This window comes from Acinetobacter sp. CIP 102136 (assembly GCF_000369685.1).
Taxonomy (GTDB): Bacteria; Pseudomonadota; Gammaproteobacteria; order Pseudomonadales; family Moraxellaceae; genus Acinetobacter; species Acinetobacter fasciculus.
In genome coordinates this window covers 465557-490101 of sequence record NZ_KB850140.1, presented here as the reverse complement: position 1 = coordinate 490101, position 24545 = coordinate 465557, and the positions used below count along the sequence as shown (strand labels likewise).

Sequence of the window (24545 nt, the reverse complement as noted above, 5' to 3'; positions counted from 1 at the left end):
AACCTCAAGTGCGCTTATCCCTTAGGATGAGCAGTCGTTTTTCTCATTAACGTTTGATTATCGTATTGGTGCGAAGTGAGGTGTGATTGCAGCTGAGCCATAAAGTCCATCACTACCACCACAACAATCAGCAAAGAGGTACCACCCAAATAGAATGGAATACCAAATGAACTTTGCAATACCATCGGCATCAAACAAATGACTGCGATGTAAATCGCGCCAATAAAGGTCAAACGATTGAGAATATGATCTAAGTAACGAGCAGTTTGCTCACCTGGACGTATACCAGGCACGTAAGCTCCGCTGCGTTTCAAGTTCTCTGACACTTCTTTAGGACTAAATACCAGTGCTGTATAGAAGTAACAGAAAAAGATAATTAACGCACCAAAGAGCACCAAATACAACGGCTGACCAGGCGACAATACCAATGCTACATCTTGCAGGCTACGCTTAATAAATCCAGCATTTGGATCTGCACTACCCACCCACTGACCTAAGCTCGCAGGGAACAAAAGTAATGAGCTGGCAAAAATTGCCGGAATCACACCCGCCATATTAATTTTTAATGGCAAATGTGTCTGCTGTGCAGTAAATACACGACGACCTTGTTGTTTTTGAGCATAGTTTACCGGAATACGACGCTGCGCTTTCTCAATAAACACGATCGCTGCCAAAACACCCAGAGATAACAAACCAAAAATTACCAAGCCAATCAGGCTGGTCTGGCCATTATCTACAGAGGAGAAAGATTGCATAATCAGATTAGGCAATCCGGCAACAATACCCGCGAAGATGATCATGGAAATACCATTTCCCACCCCACGCTCGGTAATCTGTTCACCCAACCACATCAAGAACATGGTCCCCGCAACCAGTGAGGTTACTGCAGGAACATAAAAAGCCAAACCAGTATTCAGGGTAATCCCCTGACTGATCAGGCCTGCACACATACCTATCGCCTGTACCAGCGCTAAGAATAATGTACCTTGTCGTGTGTATTGATTAATTTTACGTTTGCCTTGCTCGCCTTCTTTCTTTAAAGCTTCCAGCGAAGGAACCACAGTTGACATCAACTGCACGATAATCGATGCAGAGATATATGGCATGATCCCGAGGGCAAGAATAGACATTCGTTCTAATGCCCCACCAGAGAACATGTTAAACAAACCAAGGATGGTACCTTGGTTTGCATTAAACAAGTTTTCTAACGCAGCATTATTGATGCCTGGTACTGGAATATGCGCTCCTAGTCGAAACACCAACAACGCACCAATGAGAAACATCATTCGACGAATAATTTCACGGTATTTCACATGAAATGGTTGGCCTTTCATCATGTTGACATGACCTGAAGAACTAGGAGTCATAGACACTGGGGATTACTCCTCGACTTTGCCGCCAGCAGCTTCAACAGCAGCTTTAGCGCCTTTAGTCAATGCAACACCTTTAACAGTGAATGCACGAGTAATTTCACCAGAAAGTACGATACGAGCACGGATCATGTCTTTACGTACAACGTTCGCAGCTTTTAAAGTTTCAAGAGACACGATGTCGCCTTCAACTTTAGCAAGCTCAGATAAACGTACTTCAGCAGTTTTCAAAGCCAATTGGCTAGTGAAGCCGAATTTAGGCAAACGACGATAAAGTGCTGTTTGACCGCCTTCGAAACCTGGACGAGTACCACCGCTCTTACGTGAGTTTTGACCTTTGACACCACGGCCACCGGTCTTACCAACGCCAGAACCGATACCACGGCCTAAACGAAGGTTGTCACGTTTAGCACCTTCTGCAGGTGCAATTGTATTTAAACGCAGAGTCATGGCTTATTCCTCTACACTAACCATATAGTAGACTTGGTTGATCATACCACGGTTAGAAGGTGTGTCTAACACTTCTACAGTATGACCAATACGACGCAGACCTAAACCTTGCAGGCTAAGCTTGTGATTTTTCAAGCGGTGCGATGCAGATTTAGTCTGGGTAACTTTAATCGTTTTCATGATTGATTACCCTTGAATTTGTTCTACTGAAAGACCACGTTTCGCAGCAACCTTTTCAGGAGTAGTCATATCACGCAAACCATTGAAAGTTGCGTTTACTACGTTAGCAGCGTTAGTAGAACCACGGCATTTAGTCAACACGTTACGTACGCCTACAGCTTCTAGAACTGCACGCATAGCGCCACCAGCAATTACACCTGTACCTTCAGAGGCAGGCTGCATGAATACGCGGCTAGCGCCGTGACGTGCATGAATTGGGTGCTGTAACGTACCATCAACAAGGTCAACAGTAATCATATTGCGACGAGCAGCTTCAAGTGCTTTAGAGATAGCAGCTGGAACTTCACGTGCTTTACCACGACCAAAACCTACGCGACCATTACCATCACCCACAACAGTTAATGCTGTAAAAGAGAAGATACGACCACCCTTAACAACTTTGGCTACACGATCAACGGCAACCAGCTTTTCAACAAGACCTTCGTTTTGTTCAACTTTAGCCATGATTAGAACTCCAAGCCGTTTTCACGAGCAGCATCAGCCAAGGCTTTGATACGACCATGATATTTAAAACCAGAACGGTCAAATGCAACTTTAGTAACACCAGCTGCTTTAGCGCGTTCTGCGATTAAAGCACCTACTTTTTGAGCTGCTTCAACGTTACCAGTTGTACCCGCACGTAGAGTAGCGTCTAAAGTAGAAGCTTGCGCTAATACTTTGCCACCATCTGCAGAGATAACTTGAGCATAGATGTGACGCGGAGTGCGGTTTACACACAAACGAGTCGCACCCAATGCACGGATGTGCAAGCGTGTGCTTTTCGCACGACGCAAACGGGATTGTTTCTTTTCGTTCATAAGAACCTCGCGCCTTATTTCTTCTTAGCTTCTTTACGAAGTACAACTTCGTCAGAATAACGAACACCTTTGCCTTTATATGGCTCTGGTGGACGGTAACCACGGATATCTGCAGCAACCTGTCCTAAAGCTGCTTTATCAGCAGATTTAAGAATGATTTCAGTTGCAGTTGGAGTTTCAGCAGTTACACCTGCAGGAAGTGCATAATCGATCGGATGAGAGAAACCAAGGTTAAGATGAACAACGTCACCTTTAACCGCAGCTTTATAACCAACACCGATAAGCTGTAACTTACGTTCGAAACCTTCGCTAACACCTTTTACAAGGTTGTTAAGCACAGCGCGAGCAGTACCAGCTTGCATCCAAGCGTCTTTCGACTCTTGTACTGGAGCAATAGCTAGAATACCGCCTTCCTGTTTAAGCTCGACCAGCGCATGCAGGTTGAAAGACAATGTACCTTTAGTGCCTTTCACTTCGACCTGCCGGCCGTTCTGAGTAACTGTTACACCGTTAGGTACAGTTACTGGGGCTTTAGCCACACGAGACATGAGGAATCACCTATTAAGAAACAAAAGCAATAACTTCACCACCAACGCCTGCAGCACGTGCAGCGCGATCAGTCATGATGCCTTTGCTTGTAGAAACAATTGCAATACCTAAACCTTGCTTAACGCTAGGAAGTGCATCTTTACCGCGATACTGACGTAGACCTGGACGGCTTACGCGCTTCACAGTTTCGATAACTGGTTTGCCTTCGAAATACTTTAAAGTCAAAGTAAGAGTTGGTTTGCCTTCAGCATCCGCAACTTCTACGTTTGAAATATAACCTTCTTGTTGAAGTAAGTTAGCAATTGCTACTTTCAACTTAGAATTAGGCATAGAAACAGTTTGTTTCTTTGCCATTTGTGCGTTACGAACACGTGTTAGCATGTCGGCAACGGTATCTTGCATACTCATCTATAGTGCTCCTTACCAGCTTGCCTTAACAACGCCAGGTACATCACCTTGCATTACTGTTTCACGTAATTTGTTACGGCTTAAACCGAACTTACGGAAGTAACCATGAGGACGACCAGTTAAACCACAACGGTTACGTAGACGTACTGGAGATGCATTACGTGGTAATGCTTGTAATTTCATCATCGCTTCGAAACGTTCTTCGTCTGATGCATTTACGTTTGCAATAACAGCTTTTAATTCAGCACGTTTTGCAGCGTATTTAGCAACAGTAGCTTCGCGTTTCAATTCGCGATTAATCATACCTTTCTTAGCCATATCGACCTCTTATTTGAACGGGAAGCCGAATGCACGCATAAGCGCACGGCCTTCGTCATCGGTGCGAGCAGTCGTAGTAATGGTAATATCCATACCACGAATACGATCAATCTTGTCAAAATCGATTTCAGGGAACATGATTTGTTCCTTAAGACCCATTGAGTAGTTACCACGACCGTCGAATGATTTCGCAGAGAAACCACGGAAGTCACGGATACGAGGGATCGCAATCGAGATCAAACGGTCCAAGAATTCGTACATACGTTCGCCGCGTAAAGTAACTTTACAACCGATCGGCCAACCATCACGGATTTTAAAACCAGCGATTGATTTACGAGCTAACGTAAGTACTGGTTTTTGACCAGCGATAGCTTGCATATCTGAAAGAGCACCATCAAGGAGTTTTTTGTCGGCAGCAGCTGCGCCAACACCCATGTTGATCGTGATTTTAGTGATGCGAGGAATCTCCATCACATTCTTAACGCCCAATACTTCTTGTAATTGAGCTTTAAGTTCGTCGTTGTAACGTGTTTTAAGTCTGGCCATGGCCTATATCAACCTATTACTTCGCTACCGCCACTGATTCACCATTTGATTTGAATACGCGAGTTTTCACGCCATCAATCACTTGGTAACCAACACGGTCAGCCTTTTGGGTTGTAGCATTAAAAACTGCCACGTTTGAAATATGAAGCGAAGCTTCCTGAGTTACAACGCTACCTTCAGCGCCTGTAGCACGGTTCGGCTTCTGATGCTTCTTCACCAAGTTAAGGCCTTCAACCTTAACACGGTCATTAGAAACAGACAGAACAGTACCCTGTTTGCCTTTTTCTTTACCTGCGATCACAATTACTTGATCGCCTTTTTTAATCTTAGCCATGATCGCCTCTTATAGAACTTCAGGAGCCAATGAAATAATTTTCATGAACTGTTCAGTACGAAGTTCACGAGTCACTGGTCCGAAAATACGAGTTGCAATCGGCGCTTTGTTGTTGTTCAAAATAACAGCAGCGTTATCGTCGAAACGAATCACTGAACCGTCTGCACGACGGATACCGAATTTTGTACGAACCACAACCGCATTCATCACGTCACCTTTTTTAACACGTGCGCGTGGAATTGCTTCTTTTACAGTAACTTTAATAATGTCGCCAACAGAAGCATAACGACGATGCGAGCCACCAAGTACTTTAATACATTGTACGCGGCGTGCACCACTGTTGTCTGCTACGTCGAGCATAGTTTCGGTCTGAATCATTGCCCTACTCCAAAACCGAGCAACACCGGTCGAAATTTCGAAAGGCTCAAAGAGTACTCGAAATTGACCGATGATGCAACAAGAACGTTAATTACTCAGCAGCTGCTTCAACAACTTCAACTAGAGTCCAAGACTTAGTTTTAGAAATTGGGCGGCTTTCTTTAATGGTTACAACATCACCAGCTTTCGCTGTGTTGTTCTCATCATGAGCATGTAATTTTGTTGAACGGCGGATTAATTTGCCATACAACGGGTGTTGAACTTGGCGTTCAATAAGAACAACGATAGATTTATCCATCTTGTCGCTTACAACTTTGCCAGTTAACGTGCGGACTGTTTTATCACTCATTGTCCGTTCCCCTGTTTTTCGGTAAGGAGGGTCTTAATACGAGCAATAGTCTGACGAGTAAGTGCAACTTCATGCGATTTACCCAATTGACCAGTTGCTTTCGCCATACGAAGACGGAATTGGTTAAGCTGTTGCTCATCAAGCAAAGCTGTCAACTCTTCTACCGACTTTTCACGTAGATCTTTAGTTTTCATTACATTACCGTCCGAGTCACGATAGCGGTTTTAAACGGAAGCTTAGCTGCTGCAAGCGTAAACGCTTCGCGAGCCAATTCTTCGTTAACACCATCAATTTCGTACAAGACTTTACCTGGTTTGATTTGGCAAACCCAATATTCCACAGAACCTTTACCTTTACCCATACGCACTTCAAGAGGCTTAGAAGTAATCGGCTTGTCCGGGAATACACGGATAAAGATCTTACCACCACGCTTAATACGACGGCTAATTGTACGACGCGCTGCTTCAATTTGACGCGCAGTCATTTGACCACGTTCAACTGATTTAAGTGCAATAGTACCGAAAGATACTGTGCTACCGCGGTGTGCTAGACCAGTGTTACGGCCTTTCTGCACTTTACGGAATTTAGTACGCTTAGGTTGCAACATGGATTATTCTCCTTTTTCAGCAGAACGATCATTGCGACGACCACGACGCTCTTGACCTTCACCACGACCACGACCGCGTTTAGCTGGACGCTCTTCTGCTGGAGCTGGGTTCATGACTTGTTTCATGCCGCCCAAGATCTCACCACGGAAGATCCAAACTTTAACACCGATCGTACCGTAAGTAGTCTCAGCACGCATAGTCGCATAGTCGATATCTGCACGAAGCGTATGTAGAGGTACACGACCTTCACGATACCACTCAGTACGAGCAATCTCAGCACCACCTAAACGGCCTGAAACTTCTACTTTGATACCTTTAGCACCAGCACGCATTGTGTTTTGTACCGCACGCTTCATAGCACGACGGAACATTACACGTTTTTCTAATTGAGAAGCGATAGCTTCAGCAACTAGACGCGCGTCTAAGTCTGGACGATCAATTTCATTGATACTTACTTGCGCAGGAACACCCATGATAGATGTCAATTCGCGTTGTAGTTTCTCAATATCTTCGCCTTTTTTACCGATTACGATACCTGGACGAGCAGTGCTAATAGTTACTTTAGCAGCGCCTGTAGGGCGTTCGATAAGAATGTTGCTGATCATCGCGTTTTTAAGTTTTTTGATCAAAAACTCACGAACTTGAAGATCTTTAAGCAAGTATTCAGCGTATTGTTTCGGATTCGCATACCAGTTAGCGTTATGACGTTTCACAACACCTAGGCGGATACCGATTGGATGAACCTTCTGACCCATATCAAACCCCTACCTTAACGGTGATGTGACAAGTACGCTTAGTAATACGATCTGCACGGCCTTTAGCACGTGGCATAATACGTTTCAGGCTCATGCCTTCATCAACGTAGATCGTAGAAACTTTAAGGTCGTCTACATCTAAACTGTTATTGTGTTCAGCGTTTGCAATCGCAGATTCCAACGCTTTCTTAACTAGAACTGCAGCTTTTTTGTTGCTGAAGTTAAGGATGTTAAGAGCGTGCGCAACAGATTTGCCGCGGATAAGATCTGCAACCAAACGAGCTTTTTGTGCCGAGATAGCGGCACCGCGTAATTTAGCAGTTACTTCCATCATAGCACCCATTAACGTTTAGATTTCTTGTCAACACCGTGACCGCGATAGGTACGAGTTGGTGCAAATTCACCAAGCTTGTGACCAACCATGTGCTCAGAAACGATCACAGGAACGTGGTTACGGCCATTGTGTACAGAAATTGTTAAACCAACAAAATCCGGGAGGATCATCGAACGACGCGACCAAGTTTTGATCGGCTTACGGTTATTAGCCGCGATAGCCGCTTCAACCTTAGCGAACAAGTGCGCATCGACGAATGGGCCTTTTTTCAGAGAACGAGGCATTGTCAGATTCCTTTACTTGTTACTTAACGCGACGGTCGCGAATAATCATCTTAGTCGTACGCTTATTGGTACGTGTCTTGTACCCTTTAGCTTTTTGACCCCATGGGCTTACAGGTTGAATACCTTTGTTACGCCCTTCACCACCACCATGTGGATGGTCAACTGGGTTCATCGCCATACCACGAACGGTAGGACGAACACCACGCCAGCGTGATGCACCAGCTTTACCTAGTGAACGAAGGTTGCTTTCTGAGTTAGATACTTCACCTAACACAGCACGGCATTCAACGTGAATTTTACGCATCTCGCCTGAACGCAGACGAACGATAGCGTAAGAACCGTCACGACCCAACAGCTGAACTGAAGTACCAGCTGAACGAGCTAACTGCGCGCCTTTACCGATTTTAAGTTCGATGTTGTGAAGAGTAGAACCGATAGGCATGTTGCGAAGCGGCAAGCAGTTACCTGGACGAATTGGAGCATCGTTACCAGACTGTACTTTATCGCCAGCGCGAAGGCCTTTAGGAGCGATGATATAACGACGCTCACCGTCAGCATACAATACAAGTGCAATGTGTGCAGTACGGTTAGGATCGTATTCGATACGCTCTACAGTTGCAGGAATACCATCTTTGTTACGTTTAAAGTCAACTAGACGGTAGTGCTGCTTGTGACCGCCACCAACGTGACGAGTCGTGATGTGACCGTTGTTATTACGGCCGCCAGTACGTTTTTTAGCTTCAACCAACGGAGAGTATGGTGCGCCTTTGTGAAGGTGATCGTGAACCACTTTCTCTACAAAGCGACGTCCTGGAGACGTTGGCTTACATTTTTGAATAGGCATAATTCTCGTCCTTATTCCGCTGTGCTTTCAGCGGTATCGCCCAAGTCAGCCATTTCAACATCTTGGCCAGCTTTCAGGGTGACGTATGCTTTTTTAACATCAGAACGACGTCCTAATGTTTTACCAAAGCGTTTAGACTTACCTTTAGTGATAGTCGTGTTAACTTTAACAACTTCCACACCAAAGAGTTGTTCCACTGCTTTTTTGATTTCAAGCTTGTTTGCATTTAATGCAACTTTAAACACTTGAACACCAGCAGTTTCACCTAAAACTTGTGCTTTTTCTGAGAATACAGGTCCTTGCAGGACTTGATAGATACGTTCGTTGTTCATCCGAGTTCTACCTCAATTTTCTTAGCAGCAGCTACAGACATAACAACTTTGTCGAACGCAATCAAGCTAACCGGATCGATTGCAGCAGCATCAACCACATCAACGTGTGGAATGTTGCGCGCAGCAAGATACAGGTTCTCATCAACAGCATCAGTAACGATCAATGCGCGAGTCGCATTCAAGTCGTTAAGTTTTGCAAGCAATTCTTTAGTTTTTGGAGCTGCAACAGCAAACTCTTCAACTAAAACTAGGCGATCTTGACGAACAAGTTCAGCTAGGATGCATTGCATAGCACCGCGGTACATTTTACGGTTTACTTTTTGAGACCAGTCTTGTGGACGAGCAGCAAAAGTTTTACCACCGCCAACCCAGATTGGGCTACGAATAGAACCAGCACGAGCGCGGCCAGTACCTTTTTGACGGAATGGCTTGCGACCACCACCAGAAACGTCTGCACGTGATTTCTGAGCTTTTGAACCTTGACGGCCACCAGCTAAATAAGCTGTAACCACTTGGTGAACAAGAGCTTCATTAAATTCACGACCGAACGCAACTTCTGATAATTCAACAGCAGAGCCGGAAACAGTATTTAAATTCACGTTATTTCCCCTCAGGCCTTGATCGTAGGACGAACGATTACGTCGCCACCAGTAGCACCAGGAACCGCGCCTTTAACAACTAGAACTGAACGTTCTGTGTCGATAGCAACGATCTCAAGACCCTGTGTAGTTACGCGTTCAGCACCTAAATGGCCAGCCATTTTTTTGCCTTTGAATACGCGACCAGGAGTCTGGTTTTGACCAGTAGAACCTAAAACACGGTGAGAAACTGAGTTACCGTGAGTTGCATCTTGCGTACGGAAGTTCCAACGCTTAACACCACCTTGGAAACCTTTACCTTTAGATTGACCAGTTACGTCAACAACTTGACCAACTTGGAACAATTCAACGGTAAGCGTACCACCAACTTCACGACCTTCAAGATCAGCTTCTGTAGCACGGAATTCTTGAACTAGACGACCAGCTGCAACACCCGCTTTCGCGAAGTGGCCTTTCTGAGCGTTAGTTACGCGAGATTCGCGACGTTCACCAGTAGTGATTTGAATCGCTTGATAACCATCAGTTTCAAGCGTTTTGATTTGAGTGATGCGGTTAGGATCAACCTCAATCACTGTAACAGGTACAGAAACACCAGCATCTGTAAAGATACGTGTCATACCGCACTTGCGACCGACTAAACCAATAGCCATGTGCATAAACCTCTAAAAAAGCGGCCTAATTAACTTAGAGTGTTAATTAACCCGAAAGCCTTAACCCAATGCGATCTGAACATCAACACCAGCTGCAAGATCTAACTTCATCAATGCATCTACAGTTTTGTCTGTAGGTTGAACGATGTCGATCAAACGCTTGTAAGTACGGATTTCGTACTGGTCACGCGCGTCTTTGTTTACGTGTGGTGATGTTAAAACGTTAAAACGTTCAATGCGTGTTGGCATTGGAATTGGACCACACACTTGTGCGCCAGTACGTTTTGCGGTTTCTACGATTTCTTGAGCTGATTGATCAATCAGGCGATGATCAAAAGACTTAAGACGGATACGAATTCTCTGGTTAGACATACCAGTAAACTCCAAGCCAAATATATAAAGAATCACTCTTGACGCATCTCACCCCACTTTATGTAGGCAAGTGTCAAGAGCAGTGAAATATCACTAAGGTCATGATCGATGCCACGACTGTAACGATAGTTAACTACTTTATTCGCAGTTAACCCCCTTCCTATTGAAGGGTCGCTTATTATAGCCATTGTTTAATGCATAAGCAAATCTCTTTTATGGTTTTATCCAAGTTTTCAATTTATGACTTAAAACAATAGTTTATTGTGTAAATATTAGGCAGTTTTTGCCAAAACATATTCTATAGCACGATTTAATATCTGATTTCCTTCAATAAATTTTTGCTTCGTGGTTTTTTTTAATTCAAATAAATTTTGCACATATTTTCCTGAAAATTGTGCAAGCTCTCCTTCATTTTCTAAAAACAATTCGAGTGTTTCTGGGGTAATTTCCGGATGAAACTGGAAGCCCAATACATTTCTACCCAACTGGTACATCTGATTACGACAGGCTTCATTTTCTGCCAGATGGACTGCCCCTTTAGGCAATTCAAATGTTTCATTGTGCCATTGCAGAATATTAAACTGCTCCGGCAGGCTAAAACACGTCTCTGGTAGATTCGCCACTCTGTGCACCGTGGTCCACCCCAATTCCTGTTCTGGATTGCGACTAACACCTGCACCCAAAGCATTTGCAATCAACTGCCCACCCAGACACAGGCCAATTGCCGGTTTGCCATGCGAAAGATAGCGACGCAACCAGCGTTTTTCTATTTTTAACCAAGGGAAATTTGCTTCATCATTCACACTCATGGTTCCCCCCATAATGATCAGCAAATCCACCTCTTCCACTGCAGGCAGCGCCTCGATCTCCAGCGGTCGATCCACGGGTAAAGCAAAAAATTCAGTCGCTGTAATGTGCGCCTGATGCTGCTTTAAAAATTCATAACAACTACCAAAACCTTCACCAGCAATATGCTGAAAATAATGCACTTTTAAATACGACTTCATGCTCCTCAACCTATTTTTTTAGCTATATAGATTTAGGTTTTGCAAAAATGAAGCCAACTTTTTATAAGACTTGTTGTTTTTAAACAATTCACAACGTAACTGGCAGTGAGTCACAGATTCTCTTAAGCTAGAGTAATATTTGATTACATTTGAGAGCATTCACGTGAAAAAAAATCCTCAAACAGCGCTCATTCATGCACCACGAAAGGCTCCTCAAGCGATTTCTACCATTCAGCCTCCCCTCTATCGTGCATCGACGATTATCTTTAACAATACCGATGCCCTGTTTAATCGCCATTGGACCGATGACTATGACTATAGTTATGGCACGCATGGCACGCCTACGACCTTTACGCTGGGCGATAACATCGCACAGCTCGAAGGTGGTTTATATCACCTGCTCGCACCGAGTGGTTTATCCGCGATTAATCTCGTGAATTCTTGCTTTTTAAGCCAAGGAGATGAGGTTTGGGTGGCTGACAATATCTATGGTCCAAACATGGAACATTTACGCAATCTGGAAAAGCGTTATGGAATTACGGTTAAGGTCTACAATCCCATAGAGCTTGATACATTTCAGCCTACAGATAAAGCCAAACTGATCTGGCTCGAGGCTGCTGGCTCAGTCACCTTGGAATTTCCGGATCTGGCTGGTTTAGTGAAAAAAGCTCAGGCACACAATATTCTTACTGCGCTGGATAATACCTGGGGCGCAGGTCTGGCTTTTGATGCCTTTGATTTTAGTGAAGAGCATTTAAGTGTAGATATGACGGTACATGCACTGACCAAATATCCAAGCGGCGGGGGTGATATTCTGATGGGCTCGGTGGTTACGCGAGATAAGGCCCTGCATCACAAACTGTTCCGCGCACATGCCATTCAGGGCATTAGTGTTTCTGGTGATGATGTGGCACAGATACAACGCAGTCTGGCTTCGATGCAACTTCGCTATGAACATCAGTCGAAAAGTGCACTGGCATTAATGACATGGCTTCAACAGCAAGCCGAGTTTGTACAGGTGCTGCATCCTGCTGACCCGGACAGCGCAGGCCATCAGTACTGGAAAGAAATTTGCAAGCAAGGTGATAGTGCCGGCCTGGTCAGCGTGATCTTTGACAGCACATACGTAATGCAGGATATCCGGAATTTCTGTGATAGCTTAAAACTGTTTAAGCTTGGCTTTAGTTGGGGTGGCCCTGTCAGTCTGGTCATGCTATATAACTTAAAAGACATGCGTGTGCTGGAACATTCACACTTAAAAGACGGCTTGCTGGTTCGTTTCTGTATTGGACTGGAATATCCGGAAGATTTGATTCAAGATATTCAGCATGCACTAGAACAAATGAAAAAACTTAAAAACGAATAATAAATAACAGGAAAAGCTATGGGTAGACCAATTGTTATTGCTAAAAAAACTGCGGATACCACACAGGATATTGTGCTGCATTCCCAACTTGCCAATCGACATGGCTTGATTGCAGGTGCCACTGGTACCGGAAAGACTGTGACTTTAAAAGTATTGGCGGAGAGCTTTTCTCGAATTGGTGTACCTGTATTCCTCGCCGATGCCAAAGGCGATGTGTCCAGCCTGGCCAAAGCAGGTGAAAGCAGCCCCAAGTTTGATGAACGGATTAAAAGTCTCAATATCGAGTCCATTCCTTTTGCAGCCTCACCAGTGGTGTTTTGGGATTTATTTGGCGAACAGGGTCATCCGATTCGCACTACCATTTCTGAAATTGGCCCGCTGCTGCTGGCGCAAATACTGAATCTGAATGACACCCAGGAAGGCGTTTTATCTGCCGTGTTTCGGATTGCCGATGATCAGGGTTTATTGCTGATCGACTTTAAAGATCTGAAAGCGATGCTGAGTTATGTCTCTGAGCATGCGGCTGACTTTAAAGCTGAATATGGCAATCTTTCACCCGCCAGTCTCGGTGCGATTCAACGTAATTTGTTAGCACTGGCTGACCAAGGCGGTGACCAGTTTTTTGGCGAGCCGGCGCTGGATCTGATGGACTTTTTGCAGACGGATAGTCAAGGACGTGGCAATATCAATTTGTTGGCGGCTGACAAGCTGATGAATACGCCTAAGCTATATGCCACGTTCTTACTCTGGATGCTCTCCGAGCTGTTTGAACAGCTTCCCGAAGTCGGCGATCTGGACAAACCTAAACTGGTGTTTTTCTTTGATGAAGCCCATCTCTTATTTGATAATGCCAGCCCTGCCCTGCAAGAAAAAATTGAGCAGGTGGTGCGTCTAATTCGCTCGAAAGGTGTAGGGATTTATTTTGTCACGCAAAATCCGTTGGACTTACCTGAAAGTGTCTTAGGCCAGCTCGGCAATCGGGTTCAACATGCTTTGCGGGCTTTCACTCCCAAAGATCAAAAAGCAGTGAAAACCGCAGCAGAGACTTTCCGAGCCAATCCTGAATTTAAAGTCGATCAGGTGATTACCGAACTTGCTGTCGGTGAAGCCCTAATTAGCTGCCTGGATGAAAAAGGCATTCCGCAAATAGTAGAGCGTGGCTGGGTCATGCCGCCGCATTCATCCTTTACACCGATCTCGCTTGAAGAACGCAAGGCTCTCATGCAGCAAAGTATTGTCGCCGGTATTTATGAGCAGCCAGTCGATCGGGATAGCGCCCATGAAATGCTGCAAAACAAGGTCGCAGAACGCCAGCAACAGGCTCAGGCCGCCGAACTTGCCAAACAGCAAAGCAAGGAACAGGAAGCTCTTGCCAAGCAGCAAATTAAAGAACAGGAACGTCTGGCACGAGAACAGCAAAAAGAAGCTGAACGCGCAGCCAAGCAACGAGAAAAACTGACTCAGGATATTGTCGGCACCTTTGCCAAAAGTGCTGCCCGTAGCCTGGGCGGGAGTACTGGGCAGAAAATTGTGCGCGGCTTACTGGGTTCGCTGTTTGGCCGCAAATAATCCCCCTCCTTTTCCGATCATCATCACACTTTTTATGGGATATTTTTATATCCCGTAATTTTTTTATGGTTTTATGACTATGCGCTATTGTAAAGCCATTTTAAAAGATGTAATTTAAATACATCTTTTAAAAAACACCTGTAGACGGCTCTCATGACTCCACAACATATTGAACTTGTACAAGCGACTGTTCCTGTTTTACGTGAAAACGGCGTAGCACTTACCACGTATTTCTATAACCGCATGCTGAAAAACCATCCAGAGTTGAAAAACACCTTCAACATGGATCATCAAAGTACTGGCCGTCAACCACGTGCCTTGGCTGCCGCAGTACTTGCCTATGCCGAAAACATTACCAATCCGGGCGTTTTGGCCAAAGCCATCGAACGCATTACCACTAAACATGTCAGCCTGGATATTCAACCGGATCAATATGCGATTGTCGGTGAGAATCTGTTGCACTCGATCAGCGAAGTTTTAGATGTACCCATGGACTCAGACCTGATTGCAGCCTGGAAAGAAGCGTATATGCAACTGGCAGATATTTTGATTGGTGTGGAAAAATCTAAATATGCCACCCTAGCTTCTGAAAATGGTGGCTGGGCGGGCTGGCGCGAATTTGAAGTAGCAGCAGTCAATGATACCGACGCAGGTAAAATCTTTACACTTAAAGCTAAAGATGGTGCAGCGATTGCAAGTGCTGAAGCCGGTGAACATATTTCAGTACGTGTACAGGTGCCTGAACAGCACATTCGTCAACCACAACAGTTTAGCTTTGATCAGGCTCAAAACGAGCAATATCAAATTACTGTGAAAGCGGAAGAAAATCCAACCGCATTCTCGGTTGCACAGACACTGATCGACCACTACAAAGTTGGTGATGTAGTTGAAGTGTCTGCCCCGCTCAAGCTTTAATTGCAAAAACGGTTTAGACTAGCATCAGATTCTGATTAAAAGCTCCATTCGTGGAGCTTTTAACATTCAATTCTTTCATTTTCTAGCTGTTGATCTTATGCAACTCAATAAATTCACTGACTATGCGCTTCGGATTCTGATGTATGTCGCACAGCCACGTGATCTCCCCTATACCATTGCAGAACTTGCCGAGCGATTACAGGTTTCACAAAATCATGCCATGAAAATCGTGCATTTTATGGCGAAACAGGAGTGGCTGATTACCACACGTGGTAAAGGTGGCGGCATACGTTTAAATCCGGCCAGCCTGAACCTCCAGCTGGGACAGATTGTGCGGATCCTGCAACGCGACAGCAATGTAGTGGAATGCAATAGCCCACCCTGCGTATTACGTCCGACCTGTGGTTTAAAAGGTATTTTAGATGATGCGGTGGAACAGTTTTATAGCAGTCTGGACCAATATGTGCTTAAAGATGTGATTAGGCCACGAAATGCGCGTTTCAGTACAAATTCTCCGATCGGCCTGATTAATCTTTAAAGTCTTCCGGGTCAGGTCTTGTGACTTATTCTTGCGGCAAAGTTCGCTTGCCTGTGCGACTTCCTTTATAATGTTTCATTGTAGATCATTTATTGAAGTTGAGTTATGCACCACAGCAGAGGAAAATCCAAAAACAGTAAGACAGCCCATGCGCCTAAGCAAAAGATCAGCTACGAGAAAAAAGTTGATTCTGCCATTACTGAATATTCTGTGCGCGCACTCAACTGGCTACGCAAAGCCGAATTTTTAATGAGTGCACCCAAACTCAGTCTTTGTGTAGAAGATACAGGCTATGAAATTGCTTTTGCCGGCCGCTCGAATGCGGGTAAGTCTAGTGCGATTAATGCCCTGACCAACCAGAAACAGTTGGCACGTGCATCGAAAAAACCTGGCCGTACCCAGATGATCAACTTTTTCAGCCTGGGCAATCCGGATCAGCGTCTGGTCGACTTACCCGGTTATGGTTATGCGGCTGTGCCTGAAAAAATGAAACTGGTCTGGCAAAAAGAACTGGAAAATTACCTGATTCACCGCCAGAGCTTACAAGGCCTGGTATTGCTGATGGATATCCGCCATCCACTGCAACACTTTGATGTGATGATGCTGGAATGGGCTTATTCCCGCCAGTTGTTCGTGCATGTCTTGTTAACCAAGTCAGATAAACTAAACCGTGGTCCTGCATCCAAAGCCTTGCAGGAAGTCAAAGCGGCATTGAAAAAGATGAAGCTGGATTTCTCGATTCAACTGTTTTCCTCCATGAACAAACAAGGTTTAGAAGAACTGGCCAGTGTCATGGGTGGCCGTTTGAACTTTACCTTAGATCAAGCCTCTGAATATGATCTGGACAGTATTCCGGAAGCATCAGCGCATGATTTAAATGAATCTGATGAACCGCTTGAAGAGCTCGAGCTTAGTGAAACTGATTCTGAGCATGCTGAAGTATCGACTCATGATTTAAATGAAGCTGAAGAACCGCTGGAATTGCTTGAGCAGGATCAATCCGAGCTTAAAGCGGCAGATGAGCTAAATCAGAATAAGCGTTCAGCGGATTAAGACCATATCACCTAAATGATCTGTGATCATTCTTGATTTATTAAAACTCAACGTACAAATAAAAAAGCAGGTCAAATACCTGCTTTTTTTTTATTTTTTTAAATGTTTTAGCTATCTGTAGCTTGAAGATCGGGTTCACGCGTATGCCGGTCCACCACCACGCTGATCATCATATCTCCCTGAACATTCACCACTGTACGTACGGTATCCAGTAAACGGTCGATCGGTAAAAGAATGGCAATCGCCTCCGCAGGTAAACCAACCGATTGCAAGACCATAATCATGGTCACCATACCGGCACTCGGAATTCCCGGTGCACCTAAGGATGCAATCATCGCAGTTGCACAGACCACCAGTTGCTGCCCCAGACTCAGATCCAGCCCCATTAAATTGGCAATAAACAGAGCTGCAGCTGCTTCATACAGCGCCGTACCATCCATATTCAACTGTGTACCAAGTGGAATCACAAAGCCTGCAGTATGTGGACGTACCCCTAAATTTTCCTGCGCGCATTTCATCGACAAGGGCATGGTGGCCGAACTGGAACTGGTGGCAAAGGCAGTAATCAAGGCAGCACGTGTGCCTTTAAAGAACGTGACCGGATCCATCTTGCCGAAAATCCACAGCAATAAAGGCAAAACCACGATGCCATGAAAAATCGTCGTACCGGTGACTACCGCAGCGAATTCAGCCAGACGACTGAGAACTGAAACATCTTCAGTGGCAATTAATTTAGCCAATAAGGCAAAAATACCGAGCGGTGCCAGTTTCATCACCCAGCCAATCATCAACATCATGATTTCAAAAAACTGGTGACTCAGCTTGCGCACAGTACGGAATTTATCTCCACCTGCGACTAGTGCTACACCCACAAATAAGGCAAAGACTACCACCGCCAAGACATTCCCATCGGCAAATGCTTTAAACGGATTGATCAGGGTATTCTGAATAAAGTTGGTAAAGAAAGAAGATGGCGTAAGCGTATCCGGTGTTTGATGTTGCGCCATGGCATCCTGGAACATCAGCACATCAACACCCTTACCGACATTAAACAAATGCGCACACGCCAGCCCCAAAATGAGTGCTAAGGTAGTGGTGGTCACACAGCACATCAGGGTAATTTTCCAGGTGCGGCTTAGCTGCCCACCCGCCTGCAGATTGGATACGCCGACCACGATCGAGCTAAAAATCAGCGGCACTAACAGCATTTTTAACAAGCCAATAAAAATACTGCTGACGATGTCGATGCCATATAAGCTGATATCAAAAAATGAGGTCTGCGGAAATATCGTCAATAGAAATCCAAACAGCACCCCCAATACGGCGGCAATTAAAATTTGCGTATTTAAGCTCATCTTTTCATGCATTTTTAATATTGATCTTAAGCCGCACTATGCCATGCAGTGTCTATAGAATCGAGTAATATTTTATAAACGCATGGTTGAAGCATGGCATCAAATGGCCTTTTTCATCCGGCTTAAAAACAAAAAACCCAATCTAGGATTCGGCTTTTTGACAGACTACAAACTTATTGTGTTTCGATTTCACGTAAGCGGATCAGCCCTTCCTGCGTGGTACTACAGACCAGTTCGCCATTCTGCCACATCCGTCCAAAATTCAGGCCACGCGAACTGGCACTCTGGGTGGCATCCATGTCATATAGCATCCATTCATCGGCACGAAATGGCTTATGGAAGTACATGGCATGGTCAATACTGGCACATTGCAGGCTTGGCGAAATATAACTCAGACCATGTGGACGCAGTGCCGTGGTCATCAAGGTAAAGTCTGAATAGAAAGCGGCAATGGCCTGATGCAAAGAAATCTGATCCACTTCTGCAGCAATTCGGTCATGGGTGCGGATATAGTGCGCATAAGACGGCGCTTCCGGTTGCGGCTGGAACGGATTTTGCGGATTGATCGGGCGAATCTCGACATGACGATCACGGGTGAAAGACGCACGGACATTTTCCGGAATAAACTCAATCATTTGTTTGATCAGTTCTGCTTCATTTTTCAGGCTTTCTGCTGGCGGATATTCCGGCTCTGAAATCTGGTAATTGAGACCTTCTTCCTGATGCGCAAAAGACACCATACACATAAAAATAGTGCGACCATGCTGAATCGCACGTACTTGACGGCTGACAAAGCTCTTGCCGTCACGGATACGATCCACTTCATAAATAATCGGTGCATTGACATCTCCACCAAACAGAAAATAGGCATGTAACGAGTGTGCCGGACGGTCTGTGGTATAAGACGCAGCGCGGAGTGCCTGCCCTAAAACCTGCCCACCAAACACGCGCTTGCCCACCAGATTACGGCTGATTCCCCGAAAAATGTTTTCTTCTAACTTTTCCAAGCTGAGCAGCTCGACCAGTTCCTGTGTTAAGGCATTCATAAGCAACCTACGTAATATTGGAGATATCCCAAAAATGGAAAAACAGATCTAAATAATTAATCTGGAATATTCTGCCACAAAATCAGACCGAAACTCTAAAGATTGCATGACTGTTCTGTCATACTGATGTCATAAGTGACTAGGAAAAGCATCTGCTTTCACGCTAAAATTAGAGCACTTCTGTTGAAGTTGTTAAAAAAAGATATATGGTTTCGCTTTGGAAACCCGCAAAAATAAACCCCCTCAGAAGTCCTGTGGTTTTGGTCAGTAAAATTAGGAGCAGCTATGTCCAAGAATGGCTTTGGTCAAATGTATCGCAAGCTTTCAAGTAAGCTACTTGATCTTGTGGTTACCCCTCATGTTCTTGGGGAAGTACCAAGTGAAGTGACAGCACCTGAACCTGATCAGACTGCAGCAGAATCGCAGAAACTGGTCTGCTATGTTTTACAGAACCATTCGCGTAGTAATGCACTGGTCGTGGATGCAGAAACGCGCCGCTTAAAATTACCGGCTGCACTTGATCCAATGCAACTCGGGAACAACAAGGAAAAAGCATCGTTGCTGTTTTTACAGCATCATGATGAAAATAACCTACTGAGCTCACCACCGCATGCTTTCCCGCCGCGCCTGTTACGCCTGATTGAAATTCTGGAGCAACATCCTGAACTGGATATCGAACTGGTACCAGTAACGGTACTTTGGGGACGTGAACCTGAGAAAGAAGATTCCTGGTTTAAACTTTTATTTACCGACACCTGGTCTACACCAAGCCGGGTCAAGCAACTGGTCAATATTGGCCTGCATGGTCGCCAGTCTTATTTAGAGTTTCATGAACCGCAGTCTTTACGTGCCTTGATTAACTTTGCCAAAGAGACACATCCAAATTCAGCACCGGCAACCTATATTGTCAGCACTTTAAATGATTATCTGGATGGTCAGCGTGAAGTCATTCTCGGGCCGGATCTGTCCGACCGCCGTAATGTCATGCATGGCCTGATTAAGTCACCAGATGTGCAAGCAGCGATTCGCAATGACAGTATTCGTAGCAAAATCTCGATGCTGGAATCTGAACGTCGTGCCATCGGTTATCTGAACGAAATCGTTTCCGATTATTCTCATTCTACCGTACGTTTTGCCGACAAAGCCCTGACCCGCTTATGGACCCAACTGTATGACGGTGTGGAAGTCCATAATTTCAGTACCGTGCGTGAACTGGCCAAAGATTATGAGATTGTCTATACCCCATGTCACCGCAGTCACATCGACTATTTGTTATTGTCTTATGTGATCTATCGCCGTGGTTTGATGGTGCCGTACATCGCTGCAGGCGATAATCTGAATATGCCTTTTGTGGGCCAGATTTTACGCGGTGGTGGCGCTTTCTTTATTCGCCGTACTTTCCGCGGCAACGCGCTGTATACCACGGTGTTTAAAGAATATCTGTATAGCGTCCTGTCACGTAATACCCCGCTGGAATATTTTATCGAAGGTGGCCGTTCACGTACCGGTCGTTTGCTACCCCCAAAAACCGGGATGCTGGCGATGACCGTGCATGGTCATTTACGTGGCAAATCTAAACCGATCGTATTTTTGCCGACCTATATCGGCTATGAACGCCTGATGGAAGGTGGCACTTATGTCGGTGAAATGAGTGGCAAGCCGAAAGAAGCCGAGTCTATTTTCGGCATTTTGAAAACCCTGCGCAAGATTGAACGTATTTTTGGCAAGGTACACCTGAACTTCGGGAACCCTGTATTTTTGGATGATATTCTGAAACAGCATGGCGCAGAAAATATCAAGATCGAAAAGAATGATGATCCGATTCCACAAGCGGTTTCTGATGCAGTGAATAGCGCTGCTCAGGCCATTCTGGAAAATATCAACAGTGCGGTCGTAATCAATCCGGTATCGTTATTGTCTTTAATCTTGCTGGCTACGCCGAAACATACATTGGATGAAGAAATCTGTATCAAGCAGCTGGACACCTATCGCACCCTGCTTGCTGCCCTGCCTTATGATGAGCGCATGCAGGTGACGCCGCTTTCTGGCAAAGAAATTATTGCCTATGCAATGAAGCTGAAACTAATAAAGCGGGTCAAGCATGTACTGGGTGATATCATTGCGATTGAAGATAATCAGGCAGTTCTGCTGACATATTTCCGCAATAATATTGTACACACTTTTGTGCTGCCATCTTTGATTGCAGCCCTAGTTGAACATAACGGTACCATTCGCCGTCATGATGTCGTGAATATCAGCAGTACCCTGTACCCATTCCTCAAAGCTGAACTGTTTTTAAAATGGCATGAAGATGAGATTCAGGATCAGGTGAATGCGCATATTGACAGCTTAATTGCCTCAAAACTGATTACACAAGATGGTGAAAACCTGATTGCACCTGCACCAAATACAGAAGCACATCATCAGCTTGAAGTTCTAGCTGCACCAGTAACCCAAAGTCTGGAACGTTACTACATGACTTTGGCACTGATTACCCAGCGTGGTTCTGGCAATATTTCGACCCGTCAGGTCGAAGAGCTGAGTTATCTGGTGGGACAGCGCCTGTCTGTGCTATATGAATTCAACTCACCTGAGTTCTTCGACAAAGCCCTATTCCAGAGCTTTATTAAAGTCTTAACCCAAAAAGGTTATCTGTGTACCAATGAAGACAATGCCATTGTCTTTGATGAACAGCTGACCAATGTGGCGCAGTATGCAGATCTGGTACTGGATGAAGTGAAGTTGCAGATGCTGCATCACATCACCGACTTTACGGATGAAGAACTGAAAGAAGCTTTGGATGCAGTTGCGGCTGAACAAGCCAAGAAACGCGCGAAGCGGAAGAAGAAGTAAGGCTTTTTATTCCCTCTCCTTTCAGGCATAGGTATCTACACATCTATGAGATACCTAATGCCATTGTGGCTATCTCATTGAGTTCATCTATTGAATATTCCGAGAGCAGTTGAAGAGTGTTCAGTAAAATCGAAAGCCCTGCCAATAAGGCAGGTGCACTTTCCAACCTACCTCTTTTCTGCTGCCGACCTGAAAGACGGGTGAGAAATACACGAATTTTCTGATGGTGTTCATCTTCAGAACGCTGGATTCGCCAAGTTAAAACACAAGCCATACAGCTAATCAGTAACCGCCTTAAAATGGCTTCAGGTCTGGTCTGAAGCCATGCTTCAATATCATGACCTGCCTGCTTGAGCAGCTTGAAATAGCATTCAATTGTCCAGCGCCAGTAATACCAGGTCGTCATCTCTACCGTAGTAATCTCTGATGGAACATTGCTGATTAGTGACCATCTTGCGACGGTCTTATCCTGATCATCTTTCACTACGGCAACAATTAATCTGGCTTCAATCGCACTCCCTGGCTGGGGAGCAACCCGTTGGCCTGAATCGTCATTTCTCTTCGGTTTTGCTGCACGTGTTATCCGGATAGCAGTTTCTCCCACATGCAACATATGCCGGTTTCCTTTATAGGCAATCGGCTGGACCTGCTGCGTTTCTACTCGTTCTGCGGCTTCTGCAACTTTGCATGTTTTGCCCTGATGCTCAATTCGATGGCCTTCTTTCGCCCGAATCAGCCATTTAAAACCCTGGCTGCTCATTTCCCTTAGGTGGGCAATGGAGTCACCTTCACGATCAATGATATGAACACATGTTTTCTCAATGGGATATTGTTCAATCACTTTGATTTGTTCGGTAAGTGAATCTAGATGAGATTTGCGCCCAGCAGAGTGTTGACTGAATGTGGAATAGCAGCCTGAGGCATCTGATAGTGTCTGCGCCAGTGGCGCAATAGGTAGTCCCGAGGCTGCATCAACCAGCAGACTGCTTTGCAATTCATAGCCTGAATCATATTGATGGGTTCTTTGCAGGCGCTGAATTTTATGATGGTGTTTCACATACTGTAGCTGAGACCAGTCATGAACAATCAATGCATATTGATGCGGTGATGCCTTGATCTGTTCACATGCAAGATGTTCAATTGGCTGGTTTAACTGACTAAAAGAGATTTTGTCATTATTCAGGAATCGCCAGACCGCTTGTGTGGTTGCGAAACTCGACTTTTGGGCAGAAGCCAGGTCTTTGATTGCCGGAGCAAGTGAAGCAAGAGGGTTCATATTGAGCTTTACAAGGCTGTTATAGCGCTTGACAAGACGCTGATCCAGGCCAGAGATGTTAAATTGAAGAGCATGCTCTTCAATTTAACGCAAAGTTCAGGAATTGTGTAGATACCTATGCCTTTCAGGAGAGGGTTAGGGAGAGGTAATTTAAAAAGCCCTTCTCCTGACCTCCCTTCGAGAAAAGGAGGAATGTTCCTCTTTTAAAAGAAGGGGCTAAAGATTATTTTTCCATCAACTCCAAATAATCCTCATAACAATCTGGATGCTCTAACTCAAATCCCATTTTCTGCATTCGAGTCGCATAAAGTTTCTTACCTGTCACCTGCTCACTTTCTACTTGCAACAAAGGAAGTCCCAGCTGCTGTTGGAACCATTGCAATATTTCATGCAATAATTTTGGCTGGTTATCGGTCACAATATAAGAAGATTCCGGATGTTCCACGTGAATCATATGTGACAAGAAACGTGATAAATCTTCAATATGAATCCGGTTGGACCAGTGCAGATTCGGATATCTCAACATCGAGGCGGCCATTTTTTGTAGGCGTTCTACCGATGCTCCATAAATCCCACTTGGACGAATGATGGTACATTTCTCAGGATAAGCAGTGAAATAAGCCTGCTCCATCTGCTGCAAGATTTTGCTCTGAGCATCATTCGGGTGAATTTCAGTTTCGTCATCTACGATTTCACCGGAATTTTGCCCATAGACCCGGGTGGATGACACCACCACAATCTGTTTCACCGGATGCTGTTTCAAGGCAGCCACAATAGGCTGAACAGAATCCAGATAGGTTTGCTGATAGCCTTCAACCGTACTTTGTTTTGGACTAAGTAATACATAGACCCAGTCAATCGGTGTAACTGCTGTTAAATCCAGTTTATGCACATCCTGAATCAGATGAGTTGCGAATGAATCTGTTTTGGGACTCTGGCTAATTGTGCTAATTTGATGACCTTGCTCAAATAGTTGTTTAGCCACACGTCGGGATGTTTTACCATAACCGGTAAATAAAATATGCATTGAGCACCGAATCACAAATCTGG

At 44.9% G+C, this 24545-nt stretch carries 31 protein-coding genes and 2 pseudogenes; 6 read left to right on the top strand and 27 right to left on the bottom strand.

Features of this window, described 5'->3' with window-relative positions:
• Positions 1-14: 14 nt before the first annotated feature.
• From secY to F893_RS02470, 23 genes and pseudogenes are all read right to left on the bottom strand, one after another.
• Positions 15-1334, bottom strand: a complete 1320-nt coding sequence (gene secY / locus F893_RS02580; RefSeq protein ID WP_171054339.1) for a preprotein translocase subunit SecY — start codon at positions 1332-1334, stop codon at positions 15-17.
• 45 nt (positions 1335-1379) lie between these two features.
• The gene (rplO, locus tag F893_RS02575; RefSeq protein WP_005248206.1) at positions 1380-1820 is read right to left on the bottom strand and encodes a 50S ribosomal protein L15; all 441 of its coding nucleotides are present in this window, start codon (positions 1818-1820) and stop codon (positions 1380-1382) included.
• 3 nt (positions 1821-1823) lie between these two features.
• Positions 1824-2000 (bottom strand): 50S ribosomal protein L30, encoded by a 177-nt coding sequence (gene rpmD, locus F893_RS02570; protein ID WP_004281495.1) that lies wholly within the window; start codon positions 1998-2000, stop codon positions 1824-1826.
• Between the two features lie 6 nt (positions 2001-2006).
• The gene (gene rpsE / locus F893_RS02565; protein WP_004281496.1) at positions 2007-2504 is read right to left on the bottom strand and encodes a 30S ribosomal protein S5; all 498 of its coding nucleotides are present in this window, start codon (positions 2502-2504) and stop codon (positions 2007-2009) included.
• A 2-nt stretch (positions 2505-2506) separates the two neighbouring features.
• Positions 2507-2857, bottom strand: coding sequence for a 50S ribosomal protein L18 (gene rplR, locus F893_RS02560; RefSeq protein WP_004281497.1), 351 nt, complete (start codon positions 2855-2857; stop codon positions 2507-2509).
• 14 nt (positions 2858-2871) lie between these two features.
• Positions 2872-3405 carry a 50S ribosomal protein L6 gene (gene rplF, locus F893_RS02555; RefSeq protein WP_005249900.1) on the bottom strand — a complete coding sequence of 178 codons (534 nt, stop codon included), beginning with the start codon at positions 3403-3405 and terminating at the stop codon, positions 2872-2874.
• 13 nt (positions 3406-3418) lie between these two features.
• Entirely contained in the window at positions 3419-3814 is a 396-nt protein-coding gene (gene rpsH, locus F893_RS02550; protein ID WP_004281499.1) for a 30S ribosomal protein S8, read from the bottom strand.
• A 12-nt stretch (positions 3815-3826) separates the two neighbouring features.
• Positions 3827-4132, bottom strand: coding sequence for a 30S ribosomal protein S14 (gene rpsN / locus F893_RS02545; protein WP_004732275.1), 306 nt, complete (start codon positions 4130-4132; stop codon positions 3827-3829).
• Positions 4133-4141: 9 nt separating this feature from the next.
• Entirely contained in the window at positions 4142-4678 is a 537-nt protein-coding gene (gene rplE / locus F893_RS02540) for a 50S ribosomal protein L5 (RefSeq protein ID WP_004645057.1), read from the bottom strand.
• A gap of 16 nt (positions 4679-4694) precedes the next feature.
• Complete coding sequence (gene rplX / locus F893_RS02535; protein WP_004281502.1) at positions 4695-5012, bottom strand: 50S ribosomal protein L24; 318 nt, start codon at positions 5010-5012, stop codon at positions 4695-4697.
• A 9-nt stretch (positions 5013-5021) separates the two neighbouring features.
• Positions 5022-5390 carry a 50S ribosomal protein L14 gene (gene rplN / locus F893_RS02530; protein WP_004281503.1) on the bottom strand — a complete coding sequence of 123 codons (369 nt, stop codon included), beginning with the start codon at positions 5388-5390 and terminating at the stop codon, positions 5022-5024.
• Between the two features lie 91 nt (positions 5391-5481).
• Positions 5482-5739 (bottom strand): 30S ribosomal protein S17, encoded by a 258-nt coding sequence (rpsQ, locus tag F893_RS02525; RefSeq protein ID WP_004281504.1) that lies wholly within the window; start codon positions 5737-5739, stop codon positions 5482-5484.
• Positions 5736-5933 (bottom strand): 50S ribosomal protein L29, encoded by a 198-nt coding sequence (rpmC, locus tag F893_RS02520; RefSeq protein ID WP_004281505.1) that lies wholly within the window; start codon positions 5931-5933, stop codon positions 5736-5738. The genes rpsQ and rpmC overlap by 4 nt, the downstream gene beginning before the upstream one ends.
• A complete protein-coding gene (gene rplP / locus F893_RS02515; RefSeq protein WP_004281506.1) occupies positions 5933-6346 on the bottom strand; it encodes a 50S ribosomal protein L16 in 414 nt (137 codons plus the stop codon). The genes rpmC and rplP overlap by 1 nt, the downstream gene beginning before the upstream one ends.
• Positions 6286-7102: pseudogene (rpsC, locus tag F893_RS02510) on the bottom strand (30S ribosomal protein S3). Before rpsC ends, rplP begins: the two are co-directional and overlap by 61 nt.
• 1 nt (position 7103) lies before the next feature.
• On the bottom strand, positions 7104-7433 hold the full coding sequence (gene rplV / locus F893_RS02505) for a 50S ribosomal protein L22 (RefSeq protein ID WP_001982638.1): 330 nt from the start codon (positions 7431-7433) through the stop codon (positions 7104-7106).
• 11 nt (positions 7434-7444) lie between these two features.
• The gene (rpsS, locus tag F893_RS02500) at positions 7445-7720 is read right to left on the bottom strand and encodes a 30S ribosomal protein S19 (protein WP_004281508.1); all 276 of its coding nucleotides are present in this window, start codon (positions 7718-7720) and stop codon (positions 7445-7447) included.
• Between the two features lie 19 nt (positions 7721-7739).
• Positions 7740-8564, bottom strand: coding sequence for a 50S ribosomal protein L2 (gene rplB, locus F893_RS02495; RefSeq protein WP_004281509.1), 825 nt, complete (start codon positions 8562-8564; stop codon positions 7740-7742).
• Between the two features lie 11 nt (positions 8565-8575).
• Positions 8576-8896 (bottom strand): 50S ribosomal protein L23, encoded by a 321-nt coding sequence (rplW, locus tag F893_RS02490; protein ID WP_004281510.1) that lies wholly within the window; start codon positions 8894-8896, stop codon positions 8576-8578.
• Positions 8893-9495 (bottom strand): 50S ribosomal protein L4, encoded by a 603-nt coding sequence (rplD, locus tag F893_RS02485; RefSeq protein WP_004281511.1) that lies wholly within the window; start codon positions 9493-9495, stop codon positions 8893-8895. The genes rplW and rplD overlap by 4 nt, the downstream gene beginning before the upstream one ends.
• An 11-nt stretch (positions 9496-9506) precedes the next feature.
• Positions 9507-10145: a 50S ribosomal protein L3 gene (rplC, locus tag F893_RS02480; RefSeq protein WP_004645054.1), complete on the bottom strand. Its 639-nt coding sequence runs from the start codon at positions 10143-10145 to the stop codon at positions 9507-9509.
• Positions 10146-10205: 60 nt separating this feature from the next.
• Entirely contained in the window at positions 10206-10517 is a 312-nt protein-coding gene (gene rpsJ / locus F893_RS02475) for a 30S ribosomal protein S10 (protein ID WP_000070912.1), read from the bottom strand.
• Between the two features lie 272 nt (positions 10518-10789).
• Positions 10790-11524: a type 1 glutamine amidotransferase gene (locus F893_RS02470; protein ID WP_004732279.1), complete on the bottom strand. Its 735-nt coding sequence runs from the start codon at positions 11522-11524 to the stop codon at positions 10790-10792.
• Positions 11525-11687: 163 nt separating this feature from the next.
• On the opposite strand from F893_RS02470, the gene F893_RS02465 reads away from it, so the two are divergent.
• From F893_RS02465 to yihA, 5 genes and pseudogenes are all read left to right on the top strand, one after another.
• Positions 11688-12890 carry a PLP-dependent transferase gene (locus F893_RS02465; RefSeq protein WP_005249895.1) on the top strand — a complete coding sequence of 401 codons (1203 nt, stop codon included), beginning with the start codon at positions 11688-11690 and terminating at the stop codon, positions 12888-12890.
• A gap of 18 nt (positions 12891-12908) precedes the next feature.
• Entirely contained in the window at positions 12909-14459 is a 1551-nt protein-coding gene (locus F893_RS02460; protein WP_005249894.1) for a helicase HerA-like domain-containing protein, read from the top strand.
• Positions 14460-14612: 153 nt separating this feature from the next.
• The gene (locus F893_RS02455) at positions 14613-15374 is read left to right on the top strand and encodes a globin domain-containing protein (protein ID WP_004281516.1); all 762 of its coding nucleotides are present in this window, start codon (positions 14613-14615) and stop codon (positions 15372-15374) included.
• Between the two features lie 97 nt (positions 15375-15471).
• Positions 15472-15912, top strand: coding sequence for an RrF2 family transcriptional regulator (locus F893_RS02450; protein WP_004732285.1), 441 nt, complete (start codon positions 15472-15474; stop codon positions 15910-15912).
• Positions 15913-16017: 105 nt separating this feature from the next.
• A pseudogene (gene yihA / locus F893_RS02445) lies at positions 16018-16794 on the top strand (ribosome biogenesis GTP-binding protein YihA/YsxC); the annotation flags it as partial.
• Between the two features lie 278 nt (positions 16795-17072).
• Here the strand turns inward: yihA and F893_RS02440 are convergent.
• Both F893_RS02440 and F893_RS02435 read right to left on the bottom strand, forming a co-directional pair.
• Positions 17073-18320 carry a dicarboxylate/amino acid:cation symporter gene (locus tag F893_RS02440; protein WP_034435715.1) on the bottom strand — a complete coding sequence of 416 codons (1248 nt, stop codon included), beginning with the start codon at positions 18318-18320 and terminating at the stop codon, positions 17073-17075.
• 173 nt (positions 18321-18493) lie between these two features.
• Positions 18494-19366 carry an acyl-CoA thioesterase gene (locus F893_RS02435; RefSeq protein ID WP_005094170.1) on the bottom strand — a complete coding sequence of 291 codons (873 nt, stop codon included), beginning with the start codon at positions 19364-19366 and terminating at the stop codon, positions 18494-18496.
• 285 nt (positions 19367-19651) lie between these two features.
• Between F893_RS02435 and plsB the strand changes: the two genes are divergently transcribed.
• Positions 19652-22219 carry a glycerol-3-phosphate 1-O-acyltransferase PlsB gene (plsB, locus tag F893_RS02430; protein WP_005249887.1) on the top strand — a complete coding sequence of 856 codons (2568 nt, stop codon included), beginning with the start codon at positions 19652-19654 and terminating at the stop codon, positions 22217-22219.
• Positions 22220-22262: 43 nt separating this feature from the next.
• Here plsB and F893_RS02425 read toward each other — a convergent pair whose 3' ends face one another.
• Together F893_RS02425 and F893_RS02420 are read right to left on the bottom strand one after the other, a co-directional pair.
• Positions 22263-23495, bottom strand: coding sequence for a transposase (locus F893_RS02425; RefSeq protein ID WP_004730312.1), 1233 nt, complete (start codon positions 23493-23495; stop codon positions 22263-22265).
• 223 nt (positions 23496-23718) lie between these two features.
• Complete coding sequence (locus F893_RS02420) at positions 23719-24522, bottom strand: NAD-dependent epimerase/dehydratase family protein (protein ID WP_005249885.1); 804 nt, start codon at positions 24520-24522, stop codon at positions 23719-23721.
• Between the last annotated feature and the right edge of the window lie 23 nt (positions 24523-24545).